Raw genomic sequence first — 22934 nt, forward strand, 5'->3', positions numbered from 1 at the left:
CCCCGAGAGAAGGCCCGGCGACGCGCACAAGAGCCGCAATCATCCACCATCGAATTCCGTCTGATCAGAAAATTGCTTTGTGAGGGTCCGCGCTCACGGGCGTCATGACGGAGCCTCTGCGGCGGGCAGCGGCAAGGCTGCAAGCTCGCTGCACCATAGCCGGGTAGCTGACAGCCCTGGCCGATCACGTCAGCCGTAGGATCTTCGGTGCGCGACATTCAGGCGACACGGTACCTAGCCGCGCTCAGAGGTGGTCGAAGTAGCGCGTGAACCACGTGGCCGGGTATGTCGGGTATGCGCGCCGCAAGGCATCGCTCGTGCCGTCGTAGGGACGCGACAAGGCGTCCTCTAACAGGACCACATAGCCATGATTAGTCAGGACTTCCAGGACCTTTCGCCAGTCTGCATATGCGATGAGAATTCGGGTCTCCTCATCGTCGTAGACCCCGGGACGTTCGGCACCGAGCAGAGCCAGCCCACCGAAGTTGCTCACCCGAACGAAGATCTCGGTTTCCGTGGCCGTCGCCGACGCCGGGATCTCCAACTGCCCGAGATAGCTGGCGTCTTGGACATTCATGCCGGCGTCGACCGTGCAGACACAACCGAAGCGAGCCCCCACATCGGCGACGAGCGCCGCGAACCGAGCCTGCTCAGCCGCGTAGTCAAACCCGGCCGGCCGCTCCAGCTGCACCGGATCATCCAGCTGCCATAGCAGCGAATCGATCTCGCCCCGACCGCTCAACGTCATGTCCTCACCCCGCCGGACAGTCACCGTTGCTCCAACCCGCCTGACACCAGGCCACCCCTTCACCTCTCGCCATTTATCAAGCAACAGAAAGTAAGTCGGGGCGCCCACAAAAGCCCGGAACAAGTAAAGTGCAGCCACTACCAGAAAGAAGGCACCAACCGTCCTACCAAAAATTTGAAAGCATCCATAGAGAAGTTCGAGTACGCGAGGGACCGACTTACCGTAGCCGCATTCGGTTCCGTCCGGGTCATGGCATGCCTCTTTAAGGGTGACAACTTTTCCAATCTGCCCCGGATTTGCAATGGATCCTCCGACAACCGCCTCGGCCCCTTGCCCGCCCTCTCGCTCGACCGAGATCCGGCAGACCCACCAGTAGCCCAGTCCATGGTCGCTGACCGGACCTATCCGACGACACTCCTCGACGGCAGCTTGGACGGGCCGCTCGGTCGGGCCGTACGGACGAATTACACCGGTTCCCGGGTAGAAGGAAAGCGCCGTCAGGTAAATGAGCGAAAACACGTACGCCACCGCCAGGGTGACGACCGCGAAGAACAGCAGGCGGAGCCGGTACAGCACCGGTCCGTACCGCTGCCAGATCAAGATCTCGCGTGATCGAGCATCACGTTCGGCCTTGTCCAGATCCTGTCTGTTGCTCAGCGCAAGCCCTCTGTCCGGTCTACTGTCCACGGGTCCGGAGTTGGCCCTGGCTTCGTAGGTGCTCCGCGAACGCCGCCTGGCCGCCCAGTGCGAGGTAGATCGCGTTGCGGTAGGCGACCGAAGCCCACAGGTGCAGCTCGACGTCGTCGATACTGCCGAACGGCTCGGCCAGTGCCTTGCGTTGCCGCCGGTTGAGCACCCGCTCCGGGCGGTCGAGCAGGTCGCCGGTGCGGCGGAGCCTGGCGAGGAAGACGTCCACCGCCGCCACGTAACCGCCGCCGAGCAGGCCGAACTCGAAGACGTGCAGCGCCGCCTCGGACTGCCAGTAGCCGGGCGGTCTGACGGGGCCGACAGGTACGGTGTGGACGTTCATCGTGTGGCGGGCCTCGAACAACAGCAGGACGCCGCGCCCGCGACGGCTCAACGGCGCACTCCCGGTCGGCAACCGCAGCGTACGGATCGGTTCGCCGGACGCCACGTCGAAGGACCCGCCGGAGGTCGGAAACCGGCCCGTCGTCGGCTCGGGGACCAGGCACGCGAAGCGGTGATACCGCTGCCCGGCCAGGGTGGCACCGCTCTGCTTGCGGCCTGCGGCGGCCAGCAGGTCGAGCAGCGTGCTGGTGCCGCAGCGCGAGGACCATCACGTCCGACAGCGGCAGGGCAAGTGGGCAGCGGTCCAGGAACGCCCGGGTCGTCTCGGTCTCGGCTCGCCCGCCGGCGACCTCGTCGACGGCGTCACGCCAGTCCCGGGCCACGCTCAGCCGGGCCGCGACGTCGCGAACGGCCGCCGCCGGGTCGGGATACCGCTGCTGTACTGCCAGCGGCAGCGGGTCGACCATCGCGAGTGGGTCGACGGCCGCGACCGGGTCGTCGGCATCGGCCGGTTGGGACGGTCTCCGGTGGTTGGCGCAGTCGGCGGCCGTGTGCGGGTCACCGTCGGCGGCGTGGCAGTCGCCGGCCCAGCTGGTCGACGGGTCCCACGAGCGCCGGCCGAACGCCAGCGACGGCAGCCGTCCGGTGGACAGCACCGCCTCATACTGGGACTTGGACCGGGCGAGGCGCTGCGCGTCGAGCGGCAGCACCGGTGCCAGCCGCGCGACGCCGTCAATGATCGCGCAGTGCGGGCAGGCCGGCCCGGCCGGGTCAACGACCTGGTAGCGGCGGGGGTGGTCGACGCCCGGCTGCTCCCACTGCACCCAGACCTGGCCGCCGGGCTCCAGGTTGAAGTAGAGGTGGGTGGACGCGTCACGTTGCCGGGTGACCGGGATCAGTTCGTCGAAGAACTCAGCAGTGGTGACCGTGCGTGCGTGCCCCGCCGTCGGCCATCCGATCGCCTCTCACAGCGGCTCATAGGTGAAGCCACATGCTATCGGTGATCGTCAACCCAGGGCGGGGCCAGCGGGTCGGTCAGGTCTGGGTGGGGAAGCCGAGGTTGACACCACCGTGGCGGGGGTCGAGCCAGCGGCTGGTCACCACCTTGCCCCGGGTGAAGAAGTGTACCCCGTCGCGGCCGTGGGCGTGGCTGTCGCCGAACAGTGACGCCTTCCAACCGCCGAACGAGTAGTACGCCATCGGCACCGGGATCGGCACGTTGATGCCGACCATGCCGACCTCCACCTCGTGCTGGAAGCGCCGGGCGGCACCGCCGTCGTTGGTGAAGATCGCCGTACCGTTGCCGTAGGGGTTGGCGTTGACCAGCTCCAACGCGGCGTCGTACGACTCGACCCGCAGCACCGACAGCACCGGGCCGAAGATCTCGTCGGTATAGACGGACATCTGCGGCGTCACCTGGTCCAGTAGGGTGGGGCCGAGCCAGAAACCGGCGGCGTCGCCGTCGACCGGCACGCCCCGGCCGTCGACGACGATCTTGGCGCCGTCGGCGGCACCGGCGGCGACGTAGCCGGCGACCCGGTCGCGGTGCGCGGCAGTGATCAGCGGACCCATGTCGCAGCCGGGCCGGCGGCCGTCGCCGGTGCGGATCCGGCCGAGCCGTTCGACGATCCGGGCGACCAGGTCGTCGCCGACCGGTTCGACCGCCACCAGGGCGGAGATCGCCATGCACCGCTCCCCCGCCGAGCCGAAGCCGGCGTTGACCGCCGCGTCGGCGGCCAGGTCGAGATCGGCGTCGGGCAGCACCACCATGTGGTTCTTCGCCCCGCCGAGGGCCTGGACGCGTTTGCCGGCGGCGGTGCCCCGCTGGTAGACGTGCCGGGCCACCGGGGTCGAGCCGACGAACGACACCGCCCGTACGCCCGGATGGTCCAGCAGTGCGTCGACGGCCTCGCAGTCGCCGTGCACCACGTTGCAGACCCCGGGCGGCAGGCCGGCCTCGGTGAACCACTGCGCGAGCAGCACCGCCGCCGACGGGTCCTTCTCGGACGGTTTGACCACGACCGCGTTGCCGCAGGCGACGGCGATCGGCACGAACCACAGCGGCACCATCGCCGGAAAGTTGAACGGCGAGATGACCGCGACCACGCCGAGCGGCTGACGCAGACTGTACGAGTCGACCTCGGTGGAGACGTTCTCGCTGAAACCGCCGGTGAGCAGCGTGGGGATGCCGCAGGCGTACTCGACGACCTCCAGGCCGCGTTGCACCTCGCCGGCGGCGTCGGCGAGGACCTTGCCGTGCTCGGCGGTGATCACGGCGGCGAGTTCGTCGCGCCGGGCGTTGATGATCTCCCGGAAGGCGAACAGCACGCTGGCGCGCCGGGACAGCGACACGTCCCGCCAGTCGCGGGCGGCCCGCGCCGCCACCTGCACGACGGCGTCGACCTGCGCGGCCGAGGCGAAGCCGACGGTGGCGGCGACCTGGCCGGTCGCCGGGTCGAACACCTCACCGTGCCGACCGTCGCCGCCGGCTTCGATCACAGTGGTACGGGCACCGTCGACGAAGTGCGGGATCCGGTTCATGCCGCACCCCCGACGACAGTGGCCGACACCGAGGCGATCGCGTCGACCAGGATGGTCAGACCTTCGCGGGCCTCGTCCTCGGTGAGGGTCAACGGTGGCCCCATCCGTAGCACGTTGCCGTACAACCCGCCCTTGCCGACCAGCAGGCCGCCGGCCCGGCAGGCCTCGAACACGGCGGTGGTCGCGGCCGGGTCCGGGTCGCGGGTGCCGGGCCGGACGAACTCGACGGCCAGCATCAAACCTTTGCCACGCACCTCGGCGACGATCGGATGCCGCGATGCCGCCTCGGTCAGCCCGCTGCGCAGCAGCGCGCCGGTGCGGGCGGCGTTGGCCTGCAGGTCGTGGTCGCGCAGGTAGTCGAGGACGGCGACCCCGGCGGCGGTGCTGACCGGATTGCCGCCGAAGGTGGAGAACGAGATCGCCGGTACGCAGTTGAGCACGTCGGCGCGGCCGACGACACCGGCCAGGGCGAAGCCGTTGCCGATGCCCTTGGCGAAGGTCAGCAGGTCCGGGACGACGCCGTGGGCCTGGTAGCCCCAGAAGTGTTCGCCGGTGCGGCCCCAGCCGGTCTGCACCTCGTCGGAGATCAGCAGGATGCCGGACTCGTCGAGGACCTTCTTCCATTCGCCGAGCAGCCCGTCGGGGCCGTGCACGAAGCCGCCGACGCCCTGGATCGGTTCGGCGATCAGGCAGGCGACGTCACCGGCGGTCTGGGTGGCGAGGACTTCGCGCAGGTCTTCGACGGCGGCGTCGAGTTGCTCGTCGGGGCCGAGCCGGGCCAGCAGGCCGCGCAGCCGGTCACCGGAGTGCAGCCAGGAGACCTGCAGCGGGTTGAGGGCGCTGGCCGACCAGCTGCGGTGCCCGGTGATGCCCATCGTGGCGTACGACCGGCCGTGGTAGCTGTTGCGGACGGCGAGGATCTGGTGCGATCGGCGGTGGTTGGTGGCGGCCAGCAGTGCCGCCTCGTTCGCTTCGGTGCCGGAGTTGGTGAAGAAGACCCGGGCGTCGGCGATGCCCGACAGTGCGGCGATCCGCTCGGCCAGCTCCACCTGGTGGCGGATCAGGTACAGCGTCGAGGTGTGCACGACGCCGGTGGCGAGTTGGCGTTGCACCGCGTCGCGGATCTCCGGGATGTCGTAGCCGATCATGTTTGTCAGCACGCCGCCGAAGAAGTCGAGGTAGCTGCGCCCGTCGGCGCCGGTGACCCGCCGGCCGGAGCCGGAGACGATCTCCAGGGGTTCGCTGTAGTAGATCGGCATCCAGTCGGGCATCACGGCCCGGTGTCGGGCCAGCAGGTCGTCGGCGGTCATCGGCGGCGCCACCCTTCCCCGGGGTAAGTCGGTGCTTGCACCCTCCCACCGTGTCCGGGTGATGGGCAACTGCCAGCGTGTAGCGGCCGACCCGGCCCGACCTGACACTCCGTCGCAGGCGTCCTACCGGTGCGGTGGGGCCGCCAGTTCGGGGTCGGCGGAAAGGATGCGACGGTGCAGGTCCTGTAGTTGCGGGGTGGGATCCGCGCCGAGCTCCGCGGAGAGGACCTCGCGGACTCGTTGGTAGGCCAAGAGGGCCTCCGCCGAGCGACCGCTGCGGTGCAGCGCGAGCATCAACTGCCACCAGACACGCTCGCATTCCGGCTGCTCGGTTGCCAACGCCCTCAGCTCGGCGATGAGTTCGACGTGTCGACCCAGTAGTAGATCAGCGTCGATTCGATCACTGACGGCCGTTCGGCGCTGCTCCTCCAGACGTGCGCACTCCGCCGCGATGATCGGGGTCACGGGTACACCGGCGAGCGGATCGCCACGCCACAACTCCAACGCCTCACTCAGGTATGCCGCCACGTCCGCGGTACGTCCCAGCCCATCTGCTGCACGAGCCTCTGCAACGAGTCGCCGGAAACGGTGCGCATCCACCTGCTCCGCAGCGATGGCGAGCAGGTAGCCGGATGTATGGCGAGTAAGGACTGGCCCGTCTGCACAGAAAGGCAGGTTTCGCCGGATTCGAGAGATCAGCGAATGCAGCGTCCGCGCGGCCGTCGGCGGGGGCTCGTCCCCCCAGACAGTACGGATCAACTGCCGGTCCGAGACGACCCTGTTGGCCTGGAGTAACAGCCGAGCCAGAACGGCACGCTGCTTCCCGGCATTGATTGATATCAACTGGTCATGCCGCGCCACCAGGAATGGACCCAGCAGGCCGAATCGGATACAGGACATGGCAACTCTCCCCCGCCGAACACAGACCTCGCGCTCAAAGTAGCCACGCCCAGCAACCACCGCGCCCGGACACAGGACGCCTTCCCCGCTCTGCTGGCGCAACCATCACGCAACCGGTACGCACCAAGCCGGGTCTAGCGTGGTCCCTGATCGACTCGACAGTCGTTCGACACACCTGACTGGAGGATGAAATGCGACGAGGCAACACGGGGGAAGGACACCGGGGTCCACGGTGGCGAAATCTGCCGCACTGGGGTCAACTGGTGGCGACACTGTCGGTCGCGATGCTGGTGATTGTCGGCGGATTCGCCGCGCCAGCGAACGCTATCATCGGCGGCGAGACAGTCAGCGGCAGTTCGTACCCTTGGATGGTGGCATTTGTCCGACACAACAACGGTACGCCCGTCGAGCAACGATTCTACTGCTCCGGGGTCCTCATCAAGCCCCAGTGGGTACTTACCGCCGCCCATTGCATGCAAGGATATCGCAGCAATGACACGGTCGTCATCGGCCGAAGTGTTCTTCGTAGCGGCGGTGGCGAGACCCGCTCGATCGCTTATGTTCGGTCGTTGTGGAACAACTCCACCTACTGCCCGTCCGGCCGAACGGACTACTGCGACGCGGCACTGGTCCGGCTGACTACGCCATCCACCCATCCCGATATCGACCTGGCGGACCCAAACGAAGCATCGCAGTGGGGAGTGGGGACCGCAGCGCGAGCATACGGCTACGGCCGGCGGGCAGCATCGAACTCCACTGCTGTGGGGACCCTGAAGCGGGCCCACCTTCAAGTCACCAGTCTCCGGGAAAACCACTACACGATGTTCGCGAGGGACACGACCAGTCCGATCACCGACGCCGTCTGCTTCGGCGACAGCGGCGGACCGCTGATCGTCAGCACCTCGAATGGAGCGCGCGTGGTGGGGATCGTTCGCGCGCCGACGAATCACGACCCCAGCCCTTCTGGCTGCAACCCGGGGTCTGACCAGTCCTACGTGAAGGTGGGGTACCGCGGCGGATCGGTCGACAACCGACCGGTGTTCCGCTGGATCGTCGCGACCGTCTGACCGGTCTGTTCCATAATGATCCCCTGGGAGGTTCGGAACCTCTCAGGGGATCACCTAGCGATCAGTAAGTTTCGGCCCAGGCGGCGAGCCGGTTGCCGGCCTGGTCGGTAGGCCTACCCTCAGTCGCCCGAGCCGCCCGCATCTGCCCCCGCCTCCGACGGCGCCTCCCCGTCAGAGTCCGTGCCGCCGGAGCGTCGCCGTGTCGAACGTCCCCACAGCCAGACACCGGTCAGGGCGCTTACCACGGCGGCGAAGGTGACCACCGACCCCGTCGCCCACGGGATGTCGCTGAACGGCGAGATCCGCTGCACAACCAGCCCGGCGAAAGCGACGGCGAACAGCAGACAGGCGATTACCCGGTCACGAAACATGCCGTCCTATATAGCACCGGTGCCCGGTGTCGTGGTGGCCGGCACTGCGGAGTTGCCGGGTGCGGCGTCCCGGTCGGGTGCGGTGTCGTGGACGGCGGCGGCGAAGACCTCGGAGCGGTGTTCGAAGTTGCGGAAGTGCCCGTAGCTGGGGGCGGCCGGGGACAGCAGCACCACCCCGTCGGCCGGGGTCAGCTCGCGGGCGAGCCGGACCGCCGCCGGGACGTCGGCGGCGCAGGCCGTGCGGACACCGGGCAGCCCGGCCAGGGTGTCGAGGATCCGGGGCCCACTGTCCGGCACGCCGATCACCGTCAACTCCAGGTCGGCGACGTGCTCGCGCAGCGGCGTGTAGTCCAGCCCCCGGTCGGTGCCGCCGACGATGACGGTCAGCGGGCGGCCGACGTACGCGTCGATCGCGTGCATCGCCGAGTACGGGCTGGTGGAGATGCTGTCGTCGACGAAGGTTAGCCCGGACGGGTCGGGGATCTCGGCGAGCCGGTGCGGCAGGCCGGCGAAACCGGCGACGGCGTCGGCGACCGCGTCCCGGTCGGCGACGCAGTCGACGCCGAGTGCTTCGAGCACCGCCAACGCCACGCACAGGTTGCTCTCGTTGTGCCGGCCGGCCAGCGGCAGCACCGCGCGGGCGAACAGCGGCTCGGCGGCCCGGTGCAGGTACGGCCGGCCGGCCGGGCCGGGCGCGACGTGGTAGCCGTCGGGCAGGCCGGCGGCGGTCGCTTCCACGCCGAGCAGCCGCCGCGCGAGCCGGGGATCCGTACCGTTGTAAATAATCGTTTCCGGACCGTGGGCGATGATGTTGAGCTTGTCGGCGTAGTAGCGTTCCTCGCTGCCGTGCGAGTCCAGGTGCTCCGGGAACAGTGAGGTCAGGACGGCGATCCGGGGCGAGTCGGTCAGGTCGCTGCACTGGTACGAGGAGAGCTCCAGCACGTACAGGTCCGCCTCGGGCATCGCCAGCAGCGGTACGCCGATGTTGCCACCGAACGCGTTGGGCCGCCCGAGCGCGGTCAACAGGTGGCTGATCAGGCTGGACGTGGTCGACTTGCCCTTGCTGCCGGTGACGCCGACGGTCCGGGCCGCGTGGTCGGCCATCCACAGCGCAGTGCCGCCGGTGATCGGCACACCGCGTTCGCGCAGCCGCACCACCCACGGGTGGGTCTGCGGCACCCCGGGTGAGCGGACCACGACGTCGGCGGCGGTCAGTCGGGCGAAGCCGTCCTCGCCGGTGTACAGCGGCGCGGTGTCGGTGTCCCAGTCGGCCGGGACGGTCGTCGCACTGTCGTCGACGGCGACCAGCGCGGCCGGGGACTGGGCGGCGATCGCGGTCACCGCGGCCCGTCCCTCGCGGCCGGTGCCCCACACCGCGACGGATCGGCCACGCAGGTCAGCCAGGCGCACCGGTCATCTCCTTCACTGCGAAAGCATGTCATCGGGCGCCGGATCGGGGGCGCAAACCGGGACTAGTATGTCTGGTCGGTGATCAGTGGAGGAGGTACGGGTGACCCGTGACGAGCTAGGACGTTTCACCGTGTTCACCTTCCCCACGCTGGAGTTCGACCCGGTGACCGGGGTGGCCGAGCTGGGCTACGCACTCACCGGCGACGACGGCGCCGAGTTGACTTTCGTCGAGCGGGTCACCTTCCCGATGCCCGACGGCGGCACCCCGCCGCCGAACGGGCCCGGGTCGACGTTCCGCCGGGTGCTGGAGCTGCTGCACCTGGTCGCCGGGGTCAGCTACTTCAAGGCGGCGGCCCCACCGGCGCTGGTGGCGCCGGCACCGCTGGGGGCTGAGGCGGTCGCGCTGGTCACCGCCGTCTACACCAAGGGCCTGGCCGAGTACGCGTACCGCAACGATCTGCCGCACGTGCTCGACCTGGCACCGACCGTGCCGGACGGGGTGCCGGCGCCGCCGGAGCCGGTGGACACCGCCGACCGGCGGCCGTTGTCGGCGGTCGGCGGCGGCAAGGATTCGATCGTCACCCTGGAGGCGCTGCGCCGGGCCGGGTTCGACCCGGTGCCGTTCTCGGTCAACCCGAACCCGGTGATCGTCGCGGTCAACGCGGCCTCCGGGTTGCCGGCGCTGGCCGCCCGCCGGGCGTTGGACCCGCGGCTGTTCGAGCTCAACGCGGCCGGTGCGTACAACGGGCACATTCCGGTGACCGCGATCAACTCGCTGATCGCGGTCGGTACGGCGGTGCTGCACGGCCTCGGCCCGGTGGTGATGTCCAACGAACGCTCGGCCTCGGATCCGAACCTGATCTGGAACGGACACGAGATCAACCACCAGTGGTCCAAGGGTGTCGAGGCCGAGGGGATGCTGCGGGCCACGCTGCGCGGCCACGCCGGGCTGACCGAGCCGTACTTCTCGCTGCTGCGCACCCTGTCCGAGCTGCACATCGCCAAGCTGTACGCCCGCTCGACCGGCTACGACCCGGTGGTGACCAGCTGCAACGCGGCGTTCAAGCTGCGGGACCGCAGCGAACGCTGGTGCGGGGCGTGCCCGAAGTGCCGGTTCGTGTTCCTGGCGTTCGCACCGTTCATGGACCGCGACCGGCTGGTCGGAATCTTCGGCGTCGACCTGCTCGCCGACCCGGCCCAGCTGGCCGGCTACCGGGAACTGCTCGGCGTCGACGGACACAAGCCGTTCGAGTGTGTCGGCGAGGTCGAGGAGTCCCTCGTCGCGTTGCGGATGCTGGCGCAGTCACCGCAGTGGCGCGACGCCCCGCTGGTACGCGAGCTGATGGCGGCGGTGCCGGAGCAGGCCTGGCCGGCGGTCGACGCCTCCGATGTGTTGCTGCCCGGCGGTCCGCACCACGTGCCGGCGGCGTACGCGAAGGTCCTCACCGCGTTGGCCTGAGGTCCGGTTCGCGACGGCGCCGCATGCACGATGGGCAACCGCGCCCGGAACGTACAAGGATGTCGCATTTCGCGGACGGCTGCCGATTCACGATCTTCTTCCTTAACCTTAACAACAGCCGAGCATTGCTCCAGAAGGGACCGGGCATGATCAGGTTCATCCGGAACGCTGTTGTCGTCATGGTGCTGGCCGTCTCCTCCAGTCTCGTCGCCGCCGCACCGGCCCAGGCCTATTTCCCCGCCCCACCGGTCGGTTCGCTGATCGACGTCACCTTCTGGACGAACTCCGGTCATACCACCGAGGTCGGCCGCTGGCTCTACGGAATCTGCGACGGCACCTACACGGACGAGCTCTGGGGCCAACGGACCAAGTACTACAGCTGGCGAGAGTATCCCTGCCACTGATCCCATCGGTTGCCCATACCCGCCTACATGTGGCGGTCGTCGACCAGGTGCGGCTGCCAGCAGCCGGTGCCGCAGCTTCCGGTGTGTACGGCGAGGATCCGCAGGCCGGGCAGCACGTCGGCGAGCCGGTCGGCGGCTCGACGCAGCTGATCGTGGTGCTCGGCCTCGCTGACCGGGTTGCCGGCGCAGTCGGCGTGCCCGGCCAGCACCAGAGTGCCGCTGCCATGCGCGGTCCGGGAGACGCCCACCGCGTCCAGCAGCCGGGTCAGTTCCGCCGGGTCGGCGGTGGCCAGCACCCGGTCCGCGCCCGGCTCGGTGATCAGGTCGAGGTGGTCGACGCCGAGCCGGTCGCGGACCCACTGCCCGAGCGGCCCGTGAATCCGGCCGTCGATGCAGGTCACCACGGTGGCGAACCGGTCCGGCACTTCAGTACACCTCCTGCGGCAGGCGCGGCGGCGCCTCGGCGGCGGCTAACGGCCCACCCAGGGCGTCGACCGCGCCGGCCACCTCCGCGTGCAGCTGGCCGGCTTCCCGCATCGTCGGCCACAGGCCGGAACGGGTGAGCAGGTCCCGGACCGGTCCCCTGACGGTGGACAGGTGCAGCGCGACACCCCGGCTGGCCAGCCGCTCCCGGGCCTGGGCGAGGGCGTGCGCGCCGTCGGCGTCGGCGTCGCCGATCGCGCTGGCGTCGACCACCACCGCCCGTAGCGCTTCGCGGGTCTCGGCCAGCGTCAGCAGCCGGTCGGCGAGGTACTGCGCGTTGGCGAAGTACAGCGGCCCGTCGATGCGCAGCACCACCACCTGCGGATCGGTGACCAGCCCCTGGTAGCGGGCCAGGTTGCGGAAGGTCGAGGTGCCGGGCACCCGGCCCAGTTCGGCGGTGTGCGGACGGGCGGACCGGCGCAGGAACACCGCGAGGCTGAACACCACCCCGGCGGCCAGGCCCGGCTCCACCCCGGCGACCAGGGTGACCGCGAAGGTCAGGGCCAGGGTCAGCCCGTCGACCCGGCGAAGACGCCAGGCCGTCCAGGCGCCCCGGTAGTCGACCAACCCGAGTACGGCGACCACTACGATCGCCCCGAGTACCGCCTTGGGCAGGTAGTGGAAAGCCGGGGTGAGCAGCAACGCGGTCAGCCCCACCACGCCGGCGGTGACCACCGACGCCACCGGGGTACGGGCCCCGGCGGAAAAGTTGACCGCGCTGCGGGAGAACCCGCCGGCCACCGGGAAGGCGTGGAAGGCACCGGCGGCGGCGTTCGCCGCGCCGACCGCGACGAGTTCGGCGTTCGGGTCGACGTGCTGGCGGGACCGGGCGGCCAGCGACTTGGCCACCGCGATGCCCTCCATGTAGGCGACCAGGGCGATGGCGATCGCGGCTGGCAGCAGGGCCGCTACGTCGGCCAGGGCGATCGCCGGCAGGTCCGGGGTGGGCAGCCCGCTCGGCACCTCCCGCAGGATCGGTACGCCGCGGTCGCCGAGGGCCAGCACGGCGCTGACCGTGGTGACGGCGGCGACGACCAGCAGCGCACCGGGCACCTTCGGGGCGTACCGGCGCAGCAGGACCAGCCCGGCGATGCTGGCGGCGGCGACCGCCACGGTCAGCGGGTGGATCGTGGCGGCGCCGTGCCACAGGCTGGCCAGGATGCCGGGCAGGTTCTCGGCCCGCTCGACGCGCATCCCGAGCAGGTCCTTGACCTGGCTGGCGGCGATGACGAGGGCGGCGGCCGAGGTGAACCCGGACAGCACCGAGTGGGACAGGAAGTTGACCAGCGCGCCGAGGCGCAGCACCCCCATCAGGATCTGGATGGCGCCGACCAGCAGGGCGAGCAGGCCAGCGAGGGCGGCGTACCGGCCGGGGTCGCCGTCGGCGAGCGGGGCAAGCGCGGTGGCGGTCATCAGCGCGGTGATCGCCACCGGGCCGACGGCGAGCGAACCGGAGGTGCCGAGCAGGGCGTACACCAGCACCGGCACGATCGCGGCGTACAGGCCGGTGACCGGTGGCATGCCGGCCAGGGCGGCGTACGCCATGCTCTGCGGCACCAGCATCACCGCGACGGTGAGACCGGCGATCAGGTCGTGGCGCAGCACGTGCCGGTCGTAGCCGCGCCGCCAGCCGAGGATGGGCAGGACCCGCGCCGGGCCGGTGCGCTCCTGGCGTGGGTACGCGGTGGTGGTCATTTCGCCGCGCCGGCCCGGCTGATCCGGGTCAGCGAGGTGTTGACGTCACATCCGGCGCCCTGGTTGTACGGCAGGCGGGCCAGCAGCATGCCCATGGCACAGGTGTTGGTGAGCGCCGCGACGGTCAGCCCGGCGCCGATGAGGCCGGCGACGTACCGGGCCGGCGGGTACCAGATGCTGGCCAGCACCGAGACCAGCACGATCGCGCCGGCGACCAGCCGCACCTGACGTTCCAGGCTCCAGCGTTGCCGGCCCCGGTTGACCGGGGCGCCGGCGGAGATCCAGGCGTTCATTCCGCCGTCGAGTACGGTCGCGTCGGCCAGGCCGGCACCGGCGAGTTTCGCGCAGGCCTGGTTGGCCCGGTTGCCGGACTGGCAGATCAGCAGGATCCGCCCACCGGCGTCGGCGACGATCCGGTTGAGGTGCGCGTCGACCTGGTCCAGTGGCAGGTTGATCGCCCCGTCGATGTGGGCGGTCTCGAACTCGGCCGGGGTGCGCACGTCGACGACCAGGGTGTCGGGGTTGTCGGCCAACAGGGCTCGGGCGGCGGGCACCTGGATGTTCGGGTTGGTGGTGGGGGGCATGTCGTTCCTCCGGGCGGTGGTGGTCAGACGTCGTGCGGTGGTGGTCAGGATTTGGTGGCCAGGTCGGCGACGCCGGCACCGTTGAGTACGGCGGGCCGGTGGCCGGCGCGGACCAGCAGGCTGGCGGCGATGGCGGCCCGCCGACCGCTGCCGCAGGCGACCAGGACCGGTCGCTGCGGGTCGAGTTCGGCGGGGATGCCGTCGGTGACCAGGTCGGCGAGGAAGCGTTCGACCGCACCCGGCCAGCGCACCTGTGCCCGCTCGCTCGGCATCCGAACGTCGAGCAGTTGCGCGTCGGGCTGGGCCAGCCGCCGCCGGAAGCTGTCCAGGTCGAGCAGTTCGTAGCCGGGGCCGAGCTGGTCGGTGGTGGTCGGCCGGTGGACGCCCTGGACGGTGTCGAGGCCGATGCGGGCCAGCTGGACGACGGCCTCGGTGACGTCCTGGTCGGGGCCGGCGATCAGCACGACGGGTGCGCCGTACGGCAGCAGCCAGCCGGCCCAGCTGCCGAAGTCGTCGGTGAGTTCGATGCCGACGGAGCCGGGCAGCAGACCGGCGGCCTGGACCGGCCGGGGTCGGATGTCCAGCAGCTGGGTGTCGTCGCTGGCCGGCAGGTCGGCGGCGGTGATCTCCGGGACCTCGACGGCCGGCATCGGCTCGCCGCCACGGATGTTGGCCGGGCCCATGTACTGGTAGAAGGCCGGGATCGGCATCGGCTCGGCGAGCAGCCGGTCGGCGAACGTCTCCGGGTCGCCGATGCCGAGCAGCGGGTTGGTGTCGACCTCGTCGCCGATGGTCGAGGTGAACCGGCCGGCGCCGGTGGCGGTGCAGAACGAGCCTTCGCCGTGGGTCGGGTAGAGCTCGACGGCCCGGGGCAGACCGGCGAGGCGGTGCAGCGAGCCGTGCTGCAGCCGGGCCAGGGTGCGGGCCCGGTCGGGGCCGAGCAGGTCGGGTCGGCCGGCGGAGGCGACGAGCAGGCTGCCGCCGGAGAAGACGGCGACCGGCTCGCCGTCGATCAGCACCAGGTAGCTGGTGTGTTCCGGGGTGTGGCCGGGGGTGTGCACGGGGCGCAGGGTGAGGTTGTCGGCCTTGATGTCCTCGAGGTGGAAGGCGGGGGTGTGCCGGTAGGTGGGTGCCGCGCCAGCCGGCAGGACCAGTTCGGCGCCGGTGCGCCGGGCGAGCTGCGGCCCGCCGGAGACGTAGTCGTTGTGCAGGTGGGTCTCCAGGACGAACCGCAGGTCGACGTCGCGTTCGGCGGCGGCGTCGAGAAACCGGTCGATGTCGCGCTGCGGGTCGACGAGCACCCCCTTGCCCTCGTGGACCAGCAGGTAGGACTGGTCGCCGAGGCCGGGGGTACGGAATGAGATGAGTTCCACGGGTGCTCCTCCGCTCTCGCGTATACCCCTGGGGGTATCTACGAGCCCAGTATGTTCGAATGAACGTACATCTGCAAGTGATACCCCCGGGTGTATCGTGTAAACCCAGTTGGGCAGGCCCGGAAAGCACCAGCGGGAGACCCCGGACCAGGAGGAACTCGCCATGCAGGTCGAGGAGAACACCACGGCGGACGTGGTCAAGCGGCTACGCCGGGCCGAAGGGCAGATCCGCGGCATCATCGCGATGTTGGAGTCCGGCCGGGACTGCGCCGAGGTGGTCACCCAGCTCGCCGCCGTCTCCCGGGCGCTCGACCGGGCCGGCTTCAAGGTCATCGCCAGCGGGCTCGAACAGTGCGTGAGCCCCGACGCCGACGTCACCGAGCGCAAGGCCAACCTGGAGCAGATGGAGAAGCTGTTCCTCTCCCTGGCCTGACACCGGAGCCCGACGGATCGGCCCGACGCCGGGACGCGACGATCCGCCGGGGCCCGGTGGGTCGCCGGGCCCCGGGCAGGGTCGTGCAGTCAGCTCCGGTCCGGTCGGGTGGCCAGGTACCAGTCGGTCAGCTTGACCGTGTCGTCGGCCAGCCGCGCGTCCAGGTCGGCCTCGGTACGCGGCGCACCGAGCACCACGTCGTCACCGGGTCGCCAGTTCGCCGGACAGGACACCCCGTCGCGGTCCGCGGTCTGCAGCGCGTCGACCAGCCGCAGGATCTCCGGGATCATCCGGCCGGCGTTCATCGGGTAGTACAGCACCGCCCGGACGATCTGCTCGGCATCGATGACGAACACGGCCCGTACCGCCGCCGTGCCGGACGTGTTCGGGTGCAGCATCCCGTACGCGTGCGACACCGCCATGTCCAGGTCGGCGATGATCGGGAACGGGATCCGCACGCCGAGCTTGTCGTGGATCGACCGGGTCCAGGCCAGGTGGCTGAAGACCGAGTCCACCGAGTTGCCCAGCAACGCCACGTCGCGCGCGGCGAACTCGTCGGCCAGTTCGGCGAAGCCGACGAACTCGGTGGTGCAGACCGGGGTGAAGTCGGCCGGGTGGCTGAACAGCACCAGCCAGCGGCCGGCGTAGTCGGCCAGCCGGACCGGGCCGTGGGTGCTCTCCGCCGCGAAGTCGGGTGCCCGGTCGCCGATCAGCGGCAGCCGCGCGGCCGGCGCCGACGCTGCGGCCGGTGCCGCTACGGTGGCAGTCTCGCTCATGGTCGTCGATACTCCTTCACTGGTAGGTGGGGGGATGGCCAAGGGCTCAGGCGGTGCCGACCGGCTGCCGCAGGGCACGCCAGGCCTGGTAACCGCCGAGCAGGTCGGAGACGTCCGGGTGGCCGTTGGCTCGCAGCAGGCTGGCAGCGACCGACGAGCGGTAACCGCCGGCGCAGTGCACCACCACCGGCCGGTCGGTCGGCACCTCGGCGATCCGCCGGGACAGTTCGGCCAGCGGGATGTGCAGCGCACCGGCGATGACCCCGGACTCGCGCTCGCCGTCGATGACCCCGGCGGCACGCTCGCCGGCGTTGCGCACGTCGAGCACCACCGGCGGCCGCTCGCCGTCGAGCGCGGCGGCCAACTGCGCCACGGTCAGCCGGCTGGCCCGGGTCAACTGGTCGATCATGTGCAGGAACGCCTGCTCCGGCTCACGCAGGTAGCCGGCGACGGTGTCGAAGCCGATCCGGGCCAGCCGGGTGACGATCTCCTCCTCGCGGTCCTGCGGGGCGACCACCAGGATCTGCGTACCGGGGGCCAGCACGCTGCCGGCGGTCTCGGCGAACCGGCCGTCGGCGGGGACGTTCAGCGCGCCCCGTAGGTGGCCGGCGGCGTACTCCTGCGGGTCGCGGGCGTCGACCACGACGGCGCCGGCGGCCTGCCGGGCGGCGAACTCCGCCGGGCTCAGCGGCGTGGGCGCGGCGGTGACGTCGAACAGGGCGTGGTCGCGGCGGTTGAGCACCGCGTCGTAGCCGAAGTACGCCGGGGCGGCCGGCTGGCCGGCGGTGACGATCGCCAGGAACTGGTCGACGTCCATCGGGGCGCAGGCGTAGTTGGTGGCCCGCTGCTCGCCGATGGTCGACGAGCGCTCGGTGGACAGGTTCTTGCCGCAGGCCGATCCGGCACCGTGGGCCGGGAAGACCCGCACCGGGTCGGGCAGCGTCATCAGCTTGTGCTGCACGCTGTCGTAGAGCATCCGGCCGAGTTCGTCGGCGGTGACGCCGAGCGAGGCGAGCAGATCGGGCCGGCCGACGTCGCCGATGAACAGCGCGTCGCCGGTGAGTACGCCGTACGCGACCGGGTCGTCGGCGTGTTCGTAGACCAGGATGCTGATCGACTCCGGGGTGTGCCCGGGGGTCTCCATGATCTCCAGGGTCACGTCGCCGAGGCTGATCCGGTCCCCGTCGGCCAGCTTGCGGATCGGGTAGTCGGCCTCGGCCCGCCGGCCGTAGCCGATCCACGCGCCGGTGCGCGCGGCCAGTTCGAGGTGGCCGGCGATGAAGTCGGCGTGGAAGTGAGTGTTGACGACGCCTTCGATGGTGAGGCCGTGCGCCTGCGCGTCGGCCAGGTACTCGGTGACGTCGCGACGCGGGTCGACCACGACGGCGCGTTTCGTGGTCTCGTCGGCGATCAGATAGGACGCCTGGGACAGGCAGTCCAGGTAGTACTGGGCGAAGAACATGCCCGGGACCTCCTTCGGCGGTGGTTCACGGCTGCCGGATTCAGTCCCAACATACCCCCGGGGGTATTAACAGATGGCGGCTCAAGGTCCCGAAGATTCAGGACCTTCGACCCGGTAGGGCGCACGCCCCGGCCTGCCTGGTGGGCGGTCAGGCCAGCGGGCGGGCCCGTACCTCGTCCAACGCCAGCACCGCGACGTGCAGCGACAGGCACGCCTGCACCGAGTCCAGGTCGACGCCGAGAATCCGCCCCAACCGGGTCAACCGCTCGTAGAACGCCGGCCGGGACAGGTGCACCGCTGCGGCCGCCGCCGACTTGTTGCGGCCGTGCTCCAGGTACGCCCGCAGCGTGGCCAGCATCCGCTCCCGGGGATGACGCGCCTCGTACGCCAGCAGCGCACCCAGCTCACGCTCGACGAAGACCTGCAACCGGGGCTCCTCCCGCAGCAGGTGCAGCAGTCCGGCCAGGCCGACGTCCGGCAGCCGCAGCACCTGATCGGCGCGGCGATCCCGACGGCCGGCCTCGGCCACCTGGCGGGCCTCGACCAGCGTCCGCCGGGCCTCCCGGACACTGTCCACCCCGCTGCCGGCGGCGACCACCACCGGCACCGGCTCGGATCGGCGCAACCGGTGCAGTGCGGCCAGCAGACCGTCCAGCGCCGGGTCCGCCGCCGCGGCGTCACGGACCGCCAGCAGTACGCCGACCGCGTACTCGTCCAACGGGCTGGCCAGGCCGGTCAACCCGGCTTCCCGCAACGCCAGGCCGACCGTCTCGGCAAGGTCGCGCAGCCGACCCTGGACCGCCTCGGCACTGTCAGCCGCCGGCACCGCGACAGCCGACCCGGCCCCGGCGGCCCCGGCGGCCGCACCGGACTCGGTGTCGGAACCGACGTCCCGGAACCGGACCGCAACGCCGACCAGATGCCGACGGTCCAGACCGACACCGAGCGCCCGGGCCCGCATCGCCACCTCGTCGACCGGCTGCGACCCGTCCAGCAACGCGGTCAGCAGCGTCCGGTGGATCTGCCGCTCCAGCCCTTCGGCATCGCGGCGGATCAGCCGGCCCAACGCCAGGGTTGACGCGGCCCGTTCGAGCAGGATCGACCACCGCAGCGGCGGACCACCCGACCCGGTGGACCCGCTGGACCCACCGGAGACACCCGACCCGCCCGAGCCGCTGAGCGCGGCAGCCGGGCAGCGCAGCAGCAGCCGACCCCAGTCCTGGCCTCGGGCACCGACCATGGTCACCAGCCAACCGGTGTCCGCGTGGTACGCGGTACGCCCGGTCGGCTGGATCCGGCGCGAATGCTGCTCCCAGCCGTCCAGCAGCAGCCGGGGATTCTCTCCGACGGTGTGGTAGGCCAGCACCCGACGGGACAGGTTCTCCAGCACCACCGGTGCACCGGCCAGCTCGGCCGCCTGGCGTACCACCTCGGTGGCCTCCGCGCCCTCCACGGACAGCTCGGTGAACCGCTGGTGGATCTCCTCGGTGGCCCGCAGCTCGGCCAGCTGGGCGTCCACGATCAGGGCGTGCACTGCCTCGGTGACCAGCACGAACGGGGTCTCCCGGCGCAACTCCACCAGCGGCAGGCCGTGCCGGTGCGCCGCCGCGGCCATCGCCTTCGGCACCCCGCCGTGGTAGCGGCGGCCGAGCTCCACCACCAGACCGGCGACACCCACCTCGGCCAGGTCGGCGATGAAGGCCCGCACACCGGCGTCGTCGCCGGGCAGCCCGATCCCGGTGGTCAGCACCAGCTCACCGCCGCGCAGCAAGCTGGCGATGTCCGGCACCTCGGTGACATGCACCCAGCGGACCGGCCGGTCCAGGCCCTCCTCGGCGGCGACCACCCGGGGTCCGCCGTTCCGCACCGGGTCGAGCGCCAGCACCTCACGGACGGTCGGGAACACCCGCAGAACGCTACCCCGGCGACCGGCACAATGCCCGGTGTGCCAACAACGGAGATCATGGACCCGGACGACGAGCGGATCGCCGACTACCGGGCGCTGACCGACGTCGAGCTGCGGACCCGGTGGGAGCCGCCGAACGGTCTGTTCATCGCCGAGGGCGAGCTGGTCATCGGGCGGGCCCTGCGGGCCGGCTACCGGCTACGGTCGGTGCTGGTCGACGCCAAACGGGTCGACCAGCTCGCCGACCTGCCGCCGGACGCGACGGTCTACGCGGCGACCCCGGCGGTGCTGGAGTCGATCACCGGATTCCACGTGCACCGGGGGGTGCTCGCCTCGTTCCACCGCCGGGCCCTGCCGACCCTGGACGAGGTGCTCGACCGGGCCCGCCGACTGGTCGTCTGTGAAGGGATCAACACGCACACCAACCTGGGTGCGCTGTTCCGCAGCGCGGCGGCGCTCGGCATGGACGCCGTGGTCCTCTCCCCCACCTGCGCGGATCCCCTGTACCGGCGGTCGGTGCGGGTCAGCATGGGCGAGGTGTTCGCGGTGCCGTACGCCCGGGCGGCGGCCTGGCCGGCGGCGCTGGCCACCATCCGTACCGCCGGGTTCCGGCTGCTCGCGATGACCCCGGCCCCGGACGCGGTGCCGGTGCAGCGGCTGGACGCCACCGCCCGGGCCCGGCCGGCGCTGCTGCTCGGCGCCGAAGGGCCGGGGCTGAGCACTGCGGCGGTCCAGGCCGCCGACGTACGGGTGGCGGTGCCGATGCGGCGCGGCGTCGACTCGCTCAACGTAGCGACGGCGGCGGCGGTCGCCTTCTGGGAGCTGTGCCGCGACGACCCGGCCTAACGGGAGCCGAGCCAGCCTGGTGGAAGCCGACCCGGCCTAATGGGAGTCGGCCGGGGCGCTCGCCGACACGTGGACGCTGGGCACCATCCGGCCGGCGGACCAGGCCAGACCGATCCCGGCGGTCAGGGTGAGGACCGCGCCGACGGTCTGCAGCGGCCCGGAGAGCAGCCCGACGAGCCCGAGCAGCGGGGACGCGACGATCAGCAGCCAGCCGTCGAGCCGGTTGAACAGCTCCGAGCGCAGCACCGCGGCACCGGCGAGCAGCCAGCCGAAGCTGTACAGGGCGGCGCCGACCAGGGCGATCGACCGGGCCGACGTACCGTAGATCGTCGTGCCGTCGGGCAGCCCGACGAACGGCACCGTCAGCGCCGTACCGGCCAGGCCGACCAGCAGTGCCGAAACGGCGGTGCCCCGGCTGCGGGCGGCGGCGTGGATCCCGGCGATCGCCACCAGCGCGACCAGCCCCAGCCAGCTGGCGATCACCCAGGAGACCAGGTACGCCGGCCGACCGTCGACCAGGTCGGGTGCCGGGCCGCCGCCGCGCAGCCCGCTCAGGCTGCCGATGCCGAAGGCGATCGCGTACAGCGGCAACGTCCAGATGGCGACCCGGCTGAACCGACGGATCGACCATGCCCAGGCGGCGTTGGTGGCCGGGCCGGCCGGGGTGTTCTCCGGCGCGGCGGCGGCCACCACGGCGACCCCGGCGTCGCTCCGCGAGACCACCCGCACCGGGCCGGACCGGCCGGCGTTGGACGCGGTCGTCCGGGGCCGGGTGTTCCTGACGGCACGCGTCACGGTCTCGCCTCCCGCGCTGCGGGGCCGCACCGGGCCCCCGTCGGCTGTGCTCACTGACCGACCGATCGTGACAGCCGACGGCGGCGGTACGCGCGGGTTCCTCGGATTTCCACCGGTCGGGTCAGCTGACCCACGGCCGGGACCGGCGGCCCGGTGCCGGGCCGGATCGGGCCGGATCGGGTCCCGTCCCGGCTGCGGGTCAGCCGCGTTCGGCCTGCGGGCGCTGCTGCTCGGCGTTCAGCTCGCCGAGCAGCTCGGACGCGGGCACCGGCTCGGGCGCCGGCAGCCCGGCCGGCCGGGCCTTGGCGCCGCCGGCCGCCGTACCGCCGCTGGTCACCTGCTCGGCGGCCCGCACCTCGTCGTTGACCCGCTGCGCCTCGGCGGCGGCGGCCTCGGCCGCCTCGGCCGCCTCCCGTTCCACGGCGCTGGAGTCGACCTGCTGCGACGGCGCGTCACCGACCATCTGGCTGAGCCCGCCGAGCGCCCCGCCCAGACCTTCGAGGGCCTTGGTCAGCTCGGCCGGGACGATCCACATCTTGTTGGACTGGCCGTTGGCGATCTGCGGCAGCGCCTGCAGGTACTGGTAGGCGAGCACCTTCTGGCTCGGGTTGGCCTGGTGGATGGCGTCGAAGACGGTCCGGATCGCCTTGGCCTGGCCTTCGGCCTGCAGGATCCGGGCCTGCCGGTCGCCGTCGGCGCGCAGCACCGCGGCCTGCTTCTCGCCCTCGGCGCCGAGGATCTGCGACTGCTTGTGCCCTTCGGCGGTGAGGATCGCGGCGCGGCGGTCCCGCTCGGCGCGCATCTGCTTCTCCATCGAATCGCGGATGCTCGGCGGCGGCTCGATCGCCTTGATCTCCACCCGGGTCACCTTGATGCCCCACCGGCCGGTGGTCTCGTCCAGCACGCCGGACAGGTGCTGGTTGATCTCCTCGCGGCTGGTCAGCGCGCGCTCCAGGTCGAGCGACCCAATGACGTTACGCAGCGTGGTGACGGTGAGCTGCTCGATCGCCTGCAGGAAGTTGGCGATCTCGTAGGTGGCGGCCCGGGGATCGACGACCTTGAAGTAGAGGACGGTGTCGATCGACACCACCAGGTTGTCCGAGGTGATCACCGGTTGGGGCGGAAAGCTGACCACCTGTTCCCGCATGTCGACCTTGGCCCGTACGGTGTCGACGAACGGGACGAGCAGGTTGAGACCGGGAGTCAGGGTGCGCTGGTACCGGCCGAGCCGCTCGACCAGGTCCATCCGCTGCTGCGGGACGATCCGCACCGCCCGGATCAGGGTTAGCACCGTGATCAGGGCGACCGCCCCGACCAGCACAGCGATCACTAAGTCCATCGT

21 protein-coding genes are annotated in these 22934 nt (G+C 71.1%); 5 read left to right on the forward strand and 16 right to left on the reverse strand.

Features of this window, described 5'->3' with window-relative positions; translation table 11 throughout:
• Positions 1-244: 244 nt before the first annotated feature.
• The 5 genes from EDC02_RS39540 to EDC02_RS14020 form a co-directional block, all read right to left on the reverse strand.
• Positions 245-1435: a DUF6346 domain-containing protein gene (locus tag EDC02_RS39540; protein WP_148083457.1), complete on the reverse strand. Its 1191-nt coding sequence runs from the start codon at positions 1433-1435 to the stop codon at positions 245-247.
• The gene (locus EDC02_RS14000; RefSeq protein WP_148083458.1) at positions 1425-1829 is read right to left on the reverse strand and encodes a hypothetical protein; all 405 of its coding nucleotides are present in this window, start codon (positions 1827-1829) and stop codon (positions 1425-1427) included. Before EDC02_RS14000 ends, EDC02_RS39540 begins: the two co-directional genes overlap by 11 nt.
• A gap of 983 nt (positions 1830-2812) precedes the next feature.
• Complete coding sequence (locus EDC02_RS14010) at positions 2813-4318, reverse strand: CoA-acylating methylmalonate-semialdehyde dehydrogenase (protein WP_123602343.1); 1506 nt, start codon at positions 4316-4318, stop codon at positions 2813-2815.
• Positions 4315-5628, reverse strand: a complete 1314-nt coding sequence (locus EDC02_RS14015) for an aspartate aminotransferase family protein (protein ID WP_123602344.1) — start codon at positions 5626-5628, stop codon at positions 4315-4317. Before EDC02_RS14015 ends, EDC02_RS14010 begins: the two co-directional genes overlap by 4 nt.
• A gap of 123 nt (positions 5629-5751) precedes the next feature.
• A complete protein-coding gene (locus EDC02_RS14020) occupies positions 5752-6528 on the reverse strand; it encodes an AfsR/SARP family transcriptional regulator (RefSeq protein ID WP_123602345.1) in 777 nt (258 codons plus the stop codon).
• Between the two features lie 263 nt (positions 6529-6791).
• Here EDC02_RS14020 and EDC02_RS14025 point away from each other — a divergent pair, with 263 nt between their 5' ends.
• The gene (locus EDC02_RS14025; RefSeq protein ID WP_158632193.1) at positions 6792-7595 is read left to right on the forward strand and encodes a trypsin-like serine protease; all 804 of its coding nucleotides are present in this window, start codon (positions 6792-6794) and stop codon (positions 7593-7595) included.
• A 119-nt stretch (positions 7596-7714) separates the two neighbouring features.
• Here EDC02_RS14025 and EDC02_RS14030 read toward each other — a convergent pair whose 3' ends face one another.
• Both EDC02_RS14030 and murD read right to left on the reverse strand, forming a co-directional pair.
• Entirely contained in the window at positions 7715-7966 is a 252-nt protein-coding gene (locus EDC02_RS14030; RefSeq protein ID WP_123602347.1) for a hypothetical protein, read from the reverse strand.
• A gap of 6 nt (positions 7967-7972) precedes the next feature.
• On the reverse strand, positions 7973-9376 hold the full coding sequence (gene murD / locus EDC02_RS14035) for a UDP-N-acetylmuramoyl-L-alanine--D-glutamate ligase (RefSeq protein WP_123602348.1): 1404 nt from the start codon (positions 9374-9376) through the stop codon (positions 7973-7975).
• Between the two features lie 100 nt (positions 9377-9476).
• Here murD and EDC02_RS14040 point away from each other — a divergent pair, with 100 nt between their 5' ends.
• Together EDC02_RS14040 and EDC02_RS14045 are read left to right on the forward strand one after the other, a co-directional pair.
• Positions 9477-10835, forward strand: a complete 1359-nt coding sequence (locus EDC02_RS14040) for a hypothetical protein (protein WP_123604770.1) — start codon at positions 9477-9479, stop codon at positions 10833-10835.
• Positions 10836-10894: 59 nt separating this feature from the next.
• Positions 10895-11239 (forward strand): hypothetical protein, encoded by a 345-nt coding sequence (locus EDC02_RS14045; protein WP_148083459.1) that lies wholly within the window; start codon positions 10895-10897, stop codon positions 11237-11239.
• Between the two features lie 23 nt (positions 11240-11262).
• Here EDC02_RS14045 and EDC02_RS14050 read toward each other — a convergent pair whose 3' ends face one another.
• From EDC02_RS14050 to EDC02_RS14065, 4 genes are read right to left on the reverse strand one after another with little or no spacing between them, the layout of a single operon-like run.
• Entirely contained in the window at positions 11263-11664 is a 402-nt protein-coding gene (locus EDC02_RS14050) for a carbonic anhydrase (RefSeq protein WP_123602350.1), read from the reverse strand.
• Position 11665: 1 nt separating this feature from the next.
• Entirely contained in the window at positions 11666-13417 is a 1752-nt protein-coding gene (locus EDC02_RS14055; RefSeq protein WP_123602351.1) for a SulP family inorganic anion transporter, read from the reverse strand.
• Positions 13414-14001 (reverse strand): rhodanese-like domain-containing protein, encoded by a 588-nt coding sequence (locus tag EDC02_RS14060; protein WP_123602352.1) that lies wholly within the window; start codon positions 13999-14001, stop codon positions 13414-13416. The genes EDC02_RS14055 and EDC02_RS14060 overlap by 4 nt, the downstream gene beginning before the upstream one ends.
• A gap of 44 nt (positions 14002-14045) precedes the next feature.
• Positions 14046-15374 (reverse strand): rhodanese-like domain-containing protein, encoded by a 1329-nt coding sequence (locus tag EDC02_RS14065; RefSeq protein WP_123602353.1) that lies wholly within the window; start codon positions 15372-15374, stop codon positions 14046-14048.
• Between the two features lie 163 nt (positions 15375-15537).
• Between EDC02_RS14065 and EDC02_RS14070 the strand changes: the two genes are divergently transcribed.
• On the forward strand, positions 15538-15807 hold the full coding sequence (locus EDC02_RS14070) for a metal-sensitive transcriptional regulator (RefSeq protein ID WP_123604771.1): 270 nt from the start codon (positions 15538-15540) through the stop codon (positions 15805-15807).
• Positions 15808-15896: 89 nt separating this feature from the next.
• On the opposite strand, the gene EDC02_RS14075 is transcribed toward EDC02_RS14070, so the two are convergent.
• The 3 genes from EDC02_RS14075 to EDC02_RS14085 all read right to left on the reverse strand — a co-directional run bounded on the left by EDC02_RS14075 (position 15897) and on the right by EDC02_RS14085 (position 19957).
• A complete protein-coding gene (locus EDC02_RS14075; protein WP_123602354.1) occupies positions 15897-16583 on the reverse strand; it encodes a peroxiredoxin in 687 nt (228 codons plus the stop codon).
• Between the two features lie 46 nt (positions 16584-16629).
• Positions 16630-18045, reverse strand: coding sequence for a rhodanese-like domain-containing protein (locus EDC02_RS14080; protein ID WP_123602355.1), 1416 nt, complete (start codon positions 18043-18045; stop codon positions 16630-16632).
• Between the two features lie 148 nt (positions 18046-18193).
• The gene (locus tag EDC02_RS14085; protein WP_370461534.1) at positions 18194-19957 is read right to left on the reverse strand and encodes a PucR family transcriptional regulator; all 1764 of its coding nucleotides are present in this window, start codon (positions 19955-19957) and stop codon (positions 18194-18196) included.
• Here EDC02_RS14085 and EDC02_RS14090 point away from each other — a divergent pair.
• Positions 19844-20797 (forward strand): TrmH family RNA methyltransferase, encoded by a 954-nt coding sequence (locus EDC02_RS14090; RefSeq protein ID WP_370461449.1) that lies wholly within the window; start codon positions 19844-19846, stop codon positions 20795-20797. The genes EDC02_RS14085 and EDC02_RS14090 overlap by 114 nt on opposite strands.
• A gap of 36 nt (positions 20798-20833) precedes the next feature.
• On the opposite strand, the gene EDC02_RS40240 is transcribed toward EDC02_RS14090, so the two are convergent.
• Both EDC02_RS40240 and EDC02_RS14105 read right to left on the reverse strand, forming a co-directional pair.
• Positions 20834-21592, reverse strand: a complete 759-nt coding sequence (locus tag EDC02_RS40240) for a hypothetical protein (protein ID WP_158632194.1) — start codon at positions 21590-21592, stop codon at positions 20834-20836.
• Between the two features lie 199 nt (positions 21593-21791).
• Positions 21792-22931 carry an SPFH domain-containing protein gene (locus EDC02_RS14105; protein WP_123602360.1) on the reverse strand — a complete coding sequence of 380 codons (1140 nt, stop codon included), beginning with the start codon at positions 22929-22931 and terminating at the stop codon, positions 21792-21794.
• Positions 22932-22934: the final 3 nt, after the last annotated feature.

Source organism: Micromonospora sp. Llam0 (genome assembly GCF_003751085.1).
In the GTDB taxonomy this organism is placed as follows: domain Bacteria; phylum Actinomycetota; class Actinomycetes; order Mycobacteriales; family Micromonosporaceae; genus Micromonospora_E.

Coding starts and splice junctions, on each gene's coding strand:
- EDC02_RS14020 (WP_123602345.1), bottom strand. CDS start 6,528: ATGTCCTGTATCCGATTCGGCCTGCTGGGTCCATTCCTGGTGGCGCGG.
- EDC02_RS14075 (WP_123602354.1), bottom strand. CDS start 16,583: ATGAGCGAGACTGCCACCGTAGCGGCACCGGCCGCAGCGTCGGCGCCG.
- EDC02_RS14030 (WP_123602347.1), bottom strand. CDS start 7,966: ATGTTTCGTGACCGGGTAATCGCCTGTCTGCTGTTCGCCGTCGCTTTC.
- EDC02_RS14080 (WP_123602355.1), bottom strand. CDS start 18,045: ATGTTCTTCGCCCAGTACTACCTGGACTGCCTGTCCCAGGCGTCCTAT.
- EDC02_RS14015 (WP_123602344.1), bottom strand. CDS start 5,628: ATGACCGCCGACGACCTGCTGGCCCGACACCGGGCCGTGATGCCCGAC.
- EDC02_RS14045 (WP_148083459.1), top strand. CDS start 10,895: ATGTCGCATTTCGCGGACGGCTGCCGATTCACGATCTTCTTCCTTAAC.
- EDC02_RS14090 (WP_370461449.1), top strand. CDS start 19,844: ATGCACCCAGCGGACCGGCCGGTCCAGGCCCTCCTCGGCGGCGACCAC.
- EDC02_RS14070 (WP_123604771.1), top strand. CDS start 15,538: ATGCAGGTCGAGGAGAACACCACGGCGGACGTGGTCAAGCGGCTACGC.
- EDC02_RS14010 (WP_123602343.1), bottom strand. CDS start 4,318: ATGAACCGGATCCCGCACTTCGTCGACGGTGCCCGTACCACTGTGATC.
- EDC02_RS14105 (WP_123602360.1), bottom strand. CDS start 22,931: ATGGACTTAGTGATCGCTGTGCTGGTCGGGGCGGTCGCCCTGATCACG.
- EDC02_RS14060 (WP_123602352.1), bottom strand. CDS start 14,001: ATGCCCCCCACCACCAACCCGAACATCCAGGTGCCCGCCGCCCGAGCC.
- EDC02_RS14055 (WP_123602351.1), bottom strand. CDS start 13,417: ATGACCACCACCGCGTACCCACGCCAGGAGCGCACCGGCCCGGCGCGG.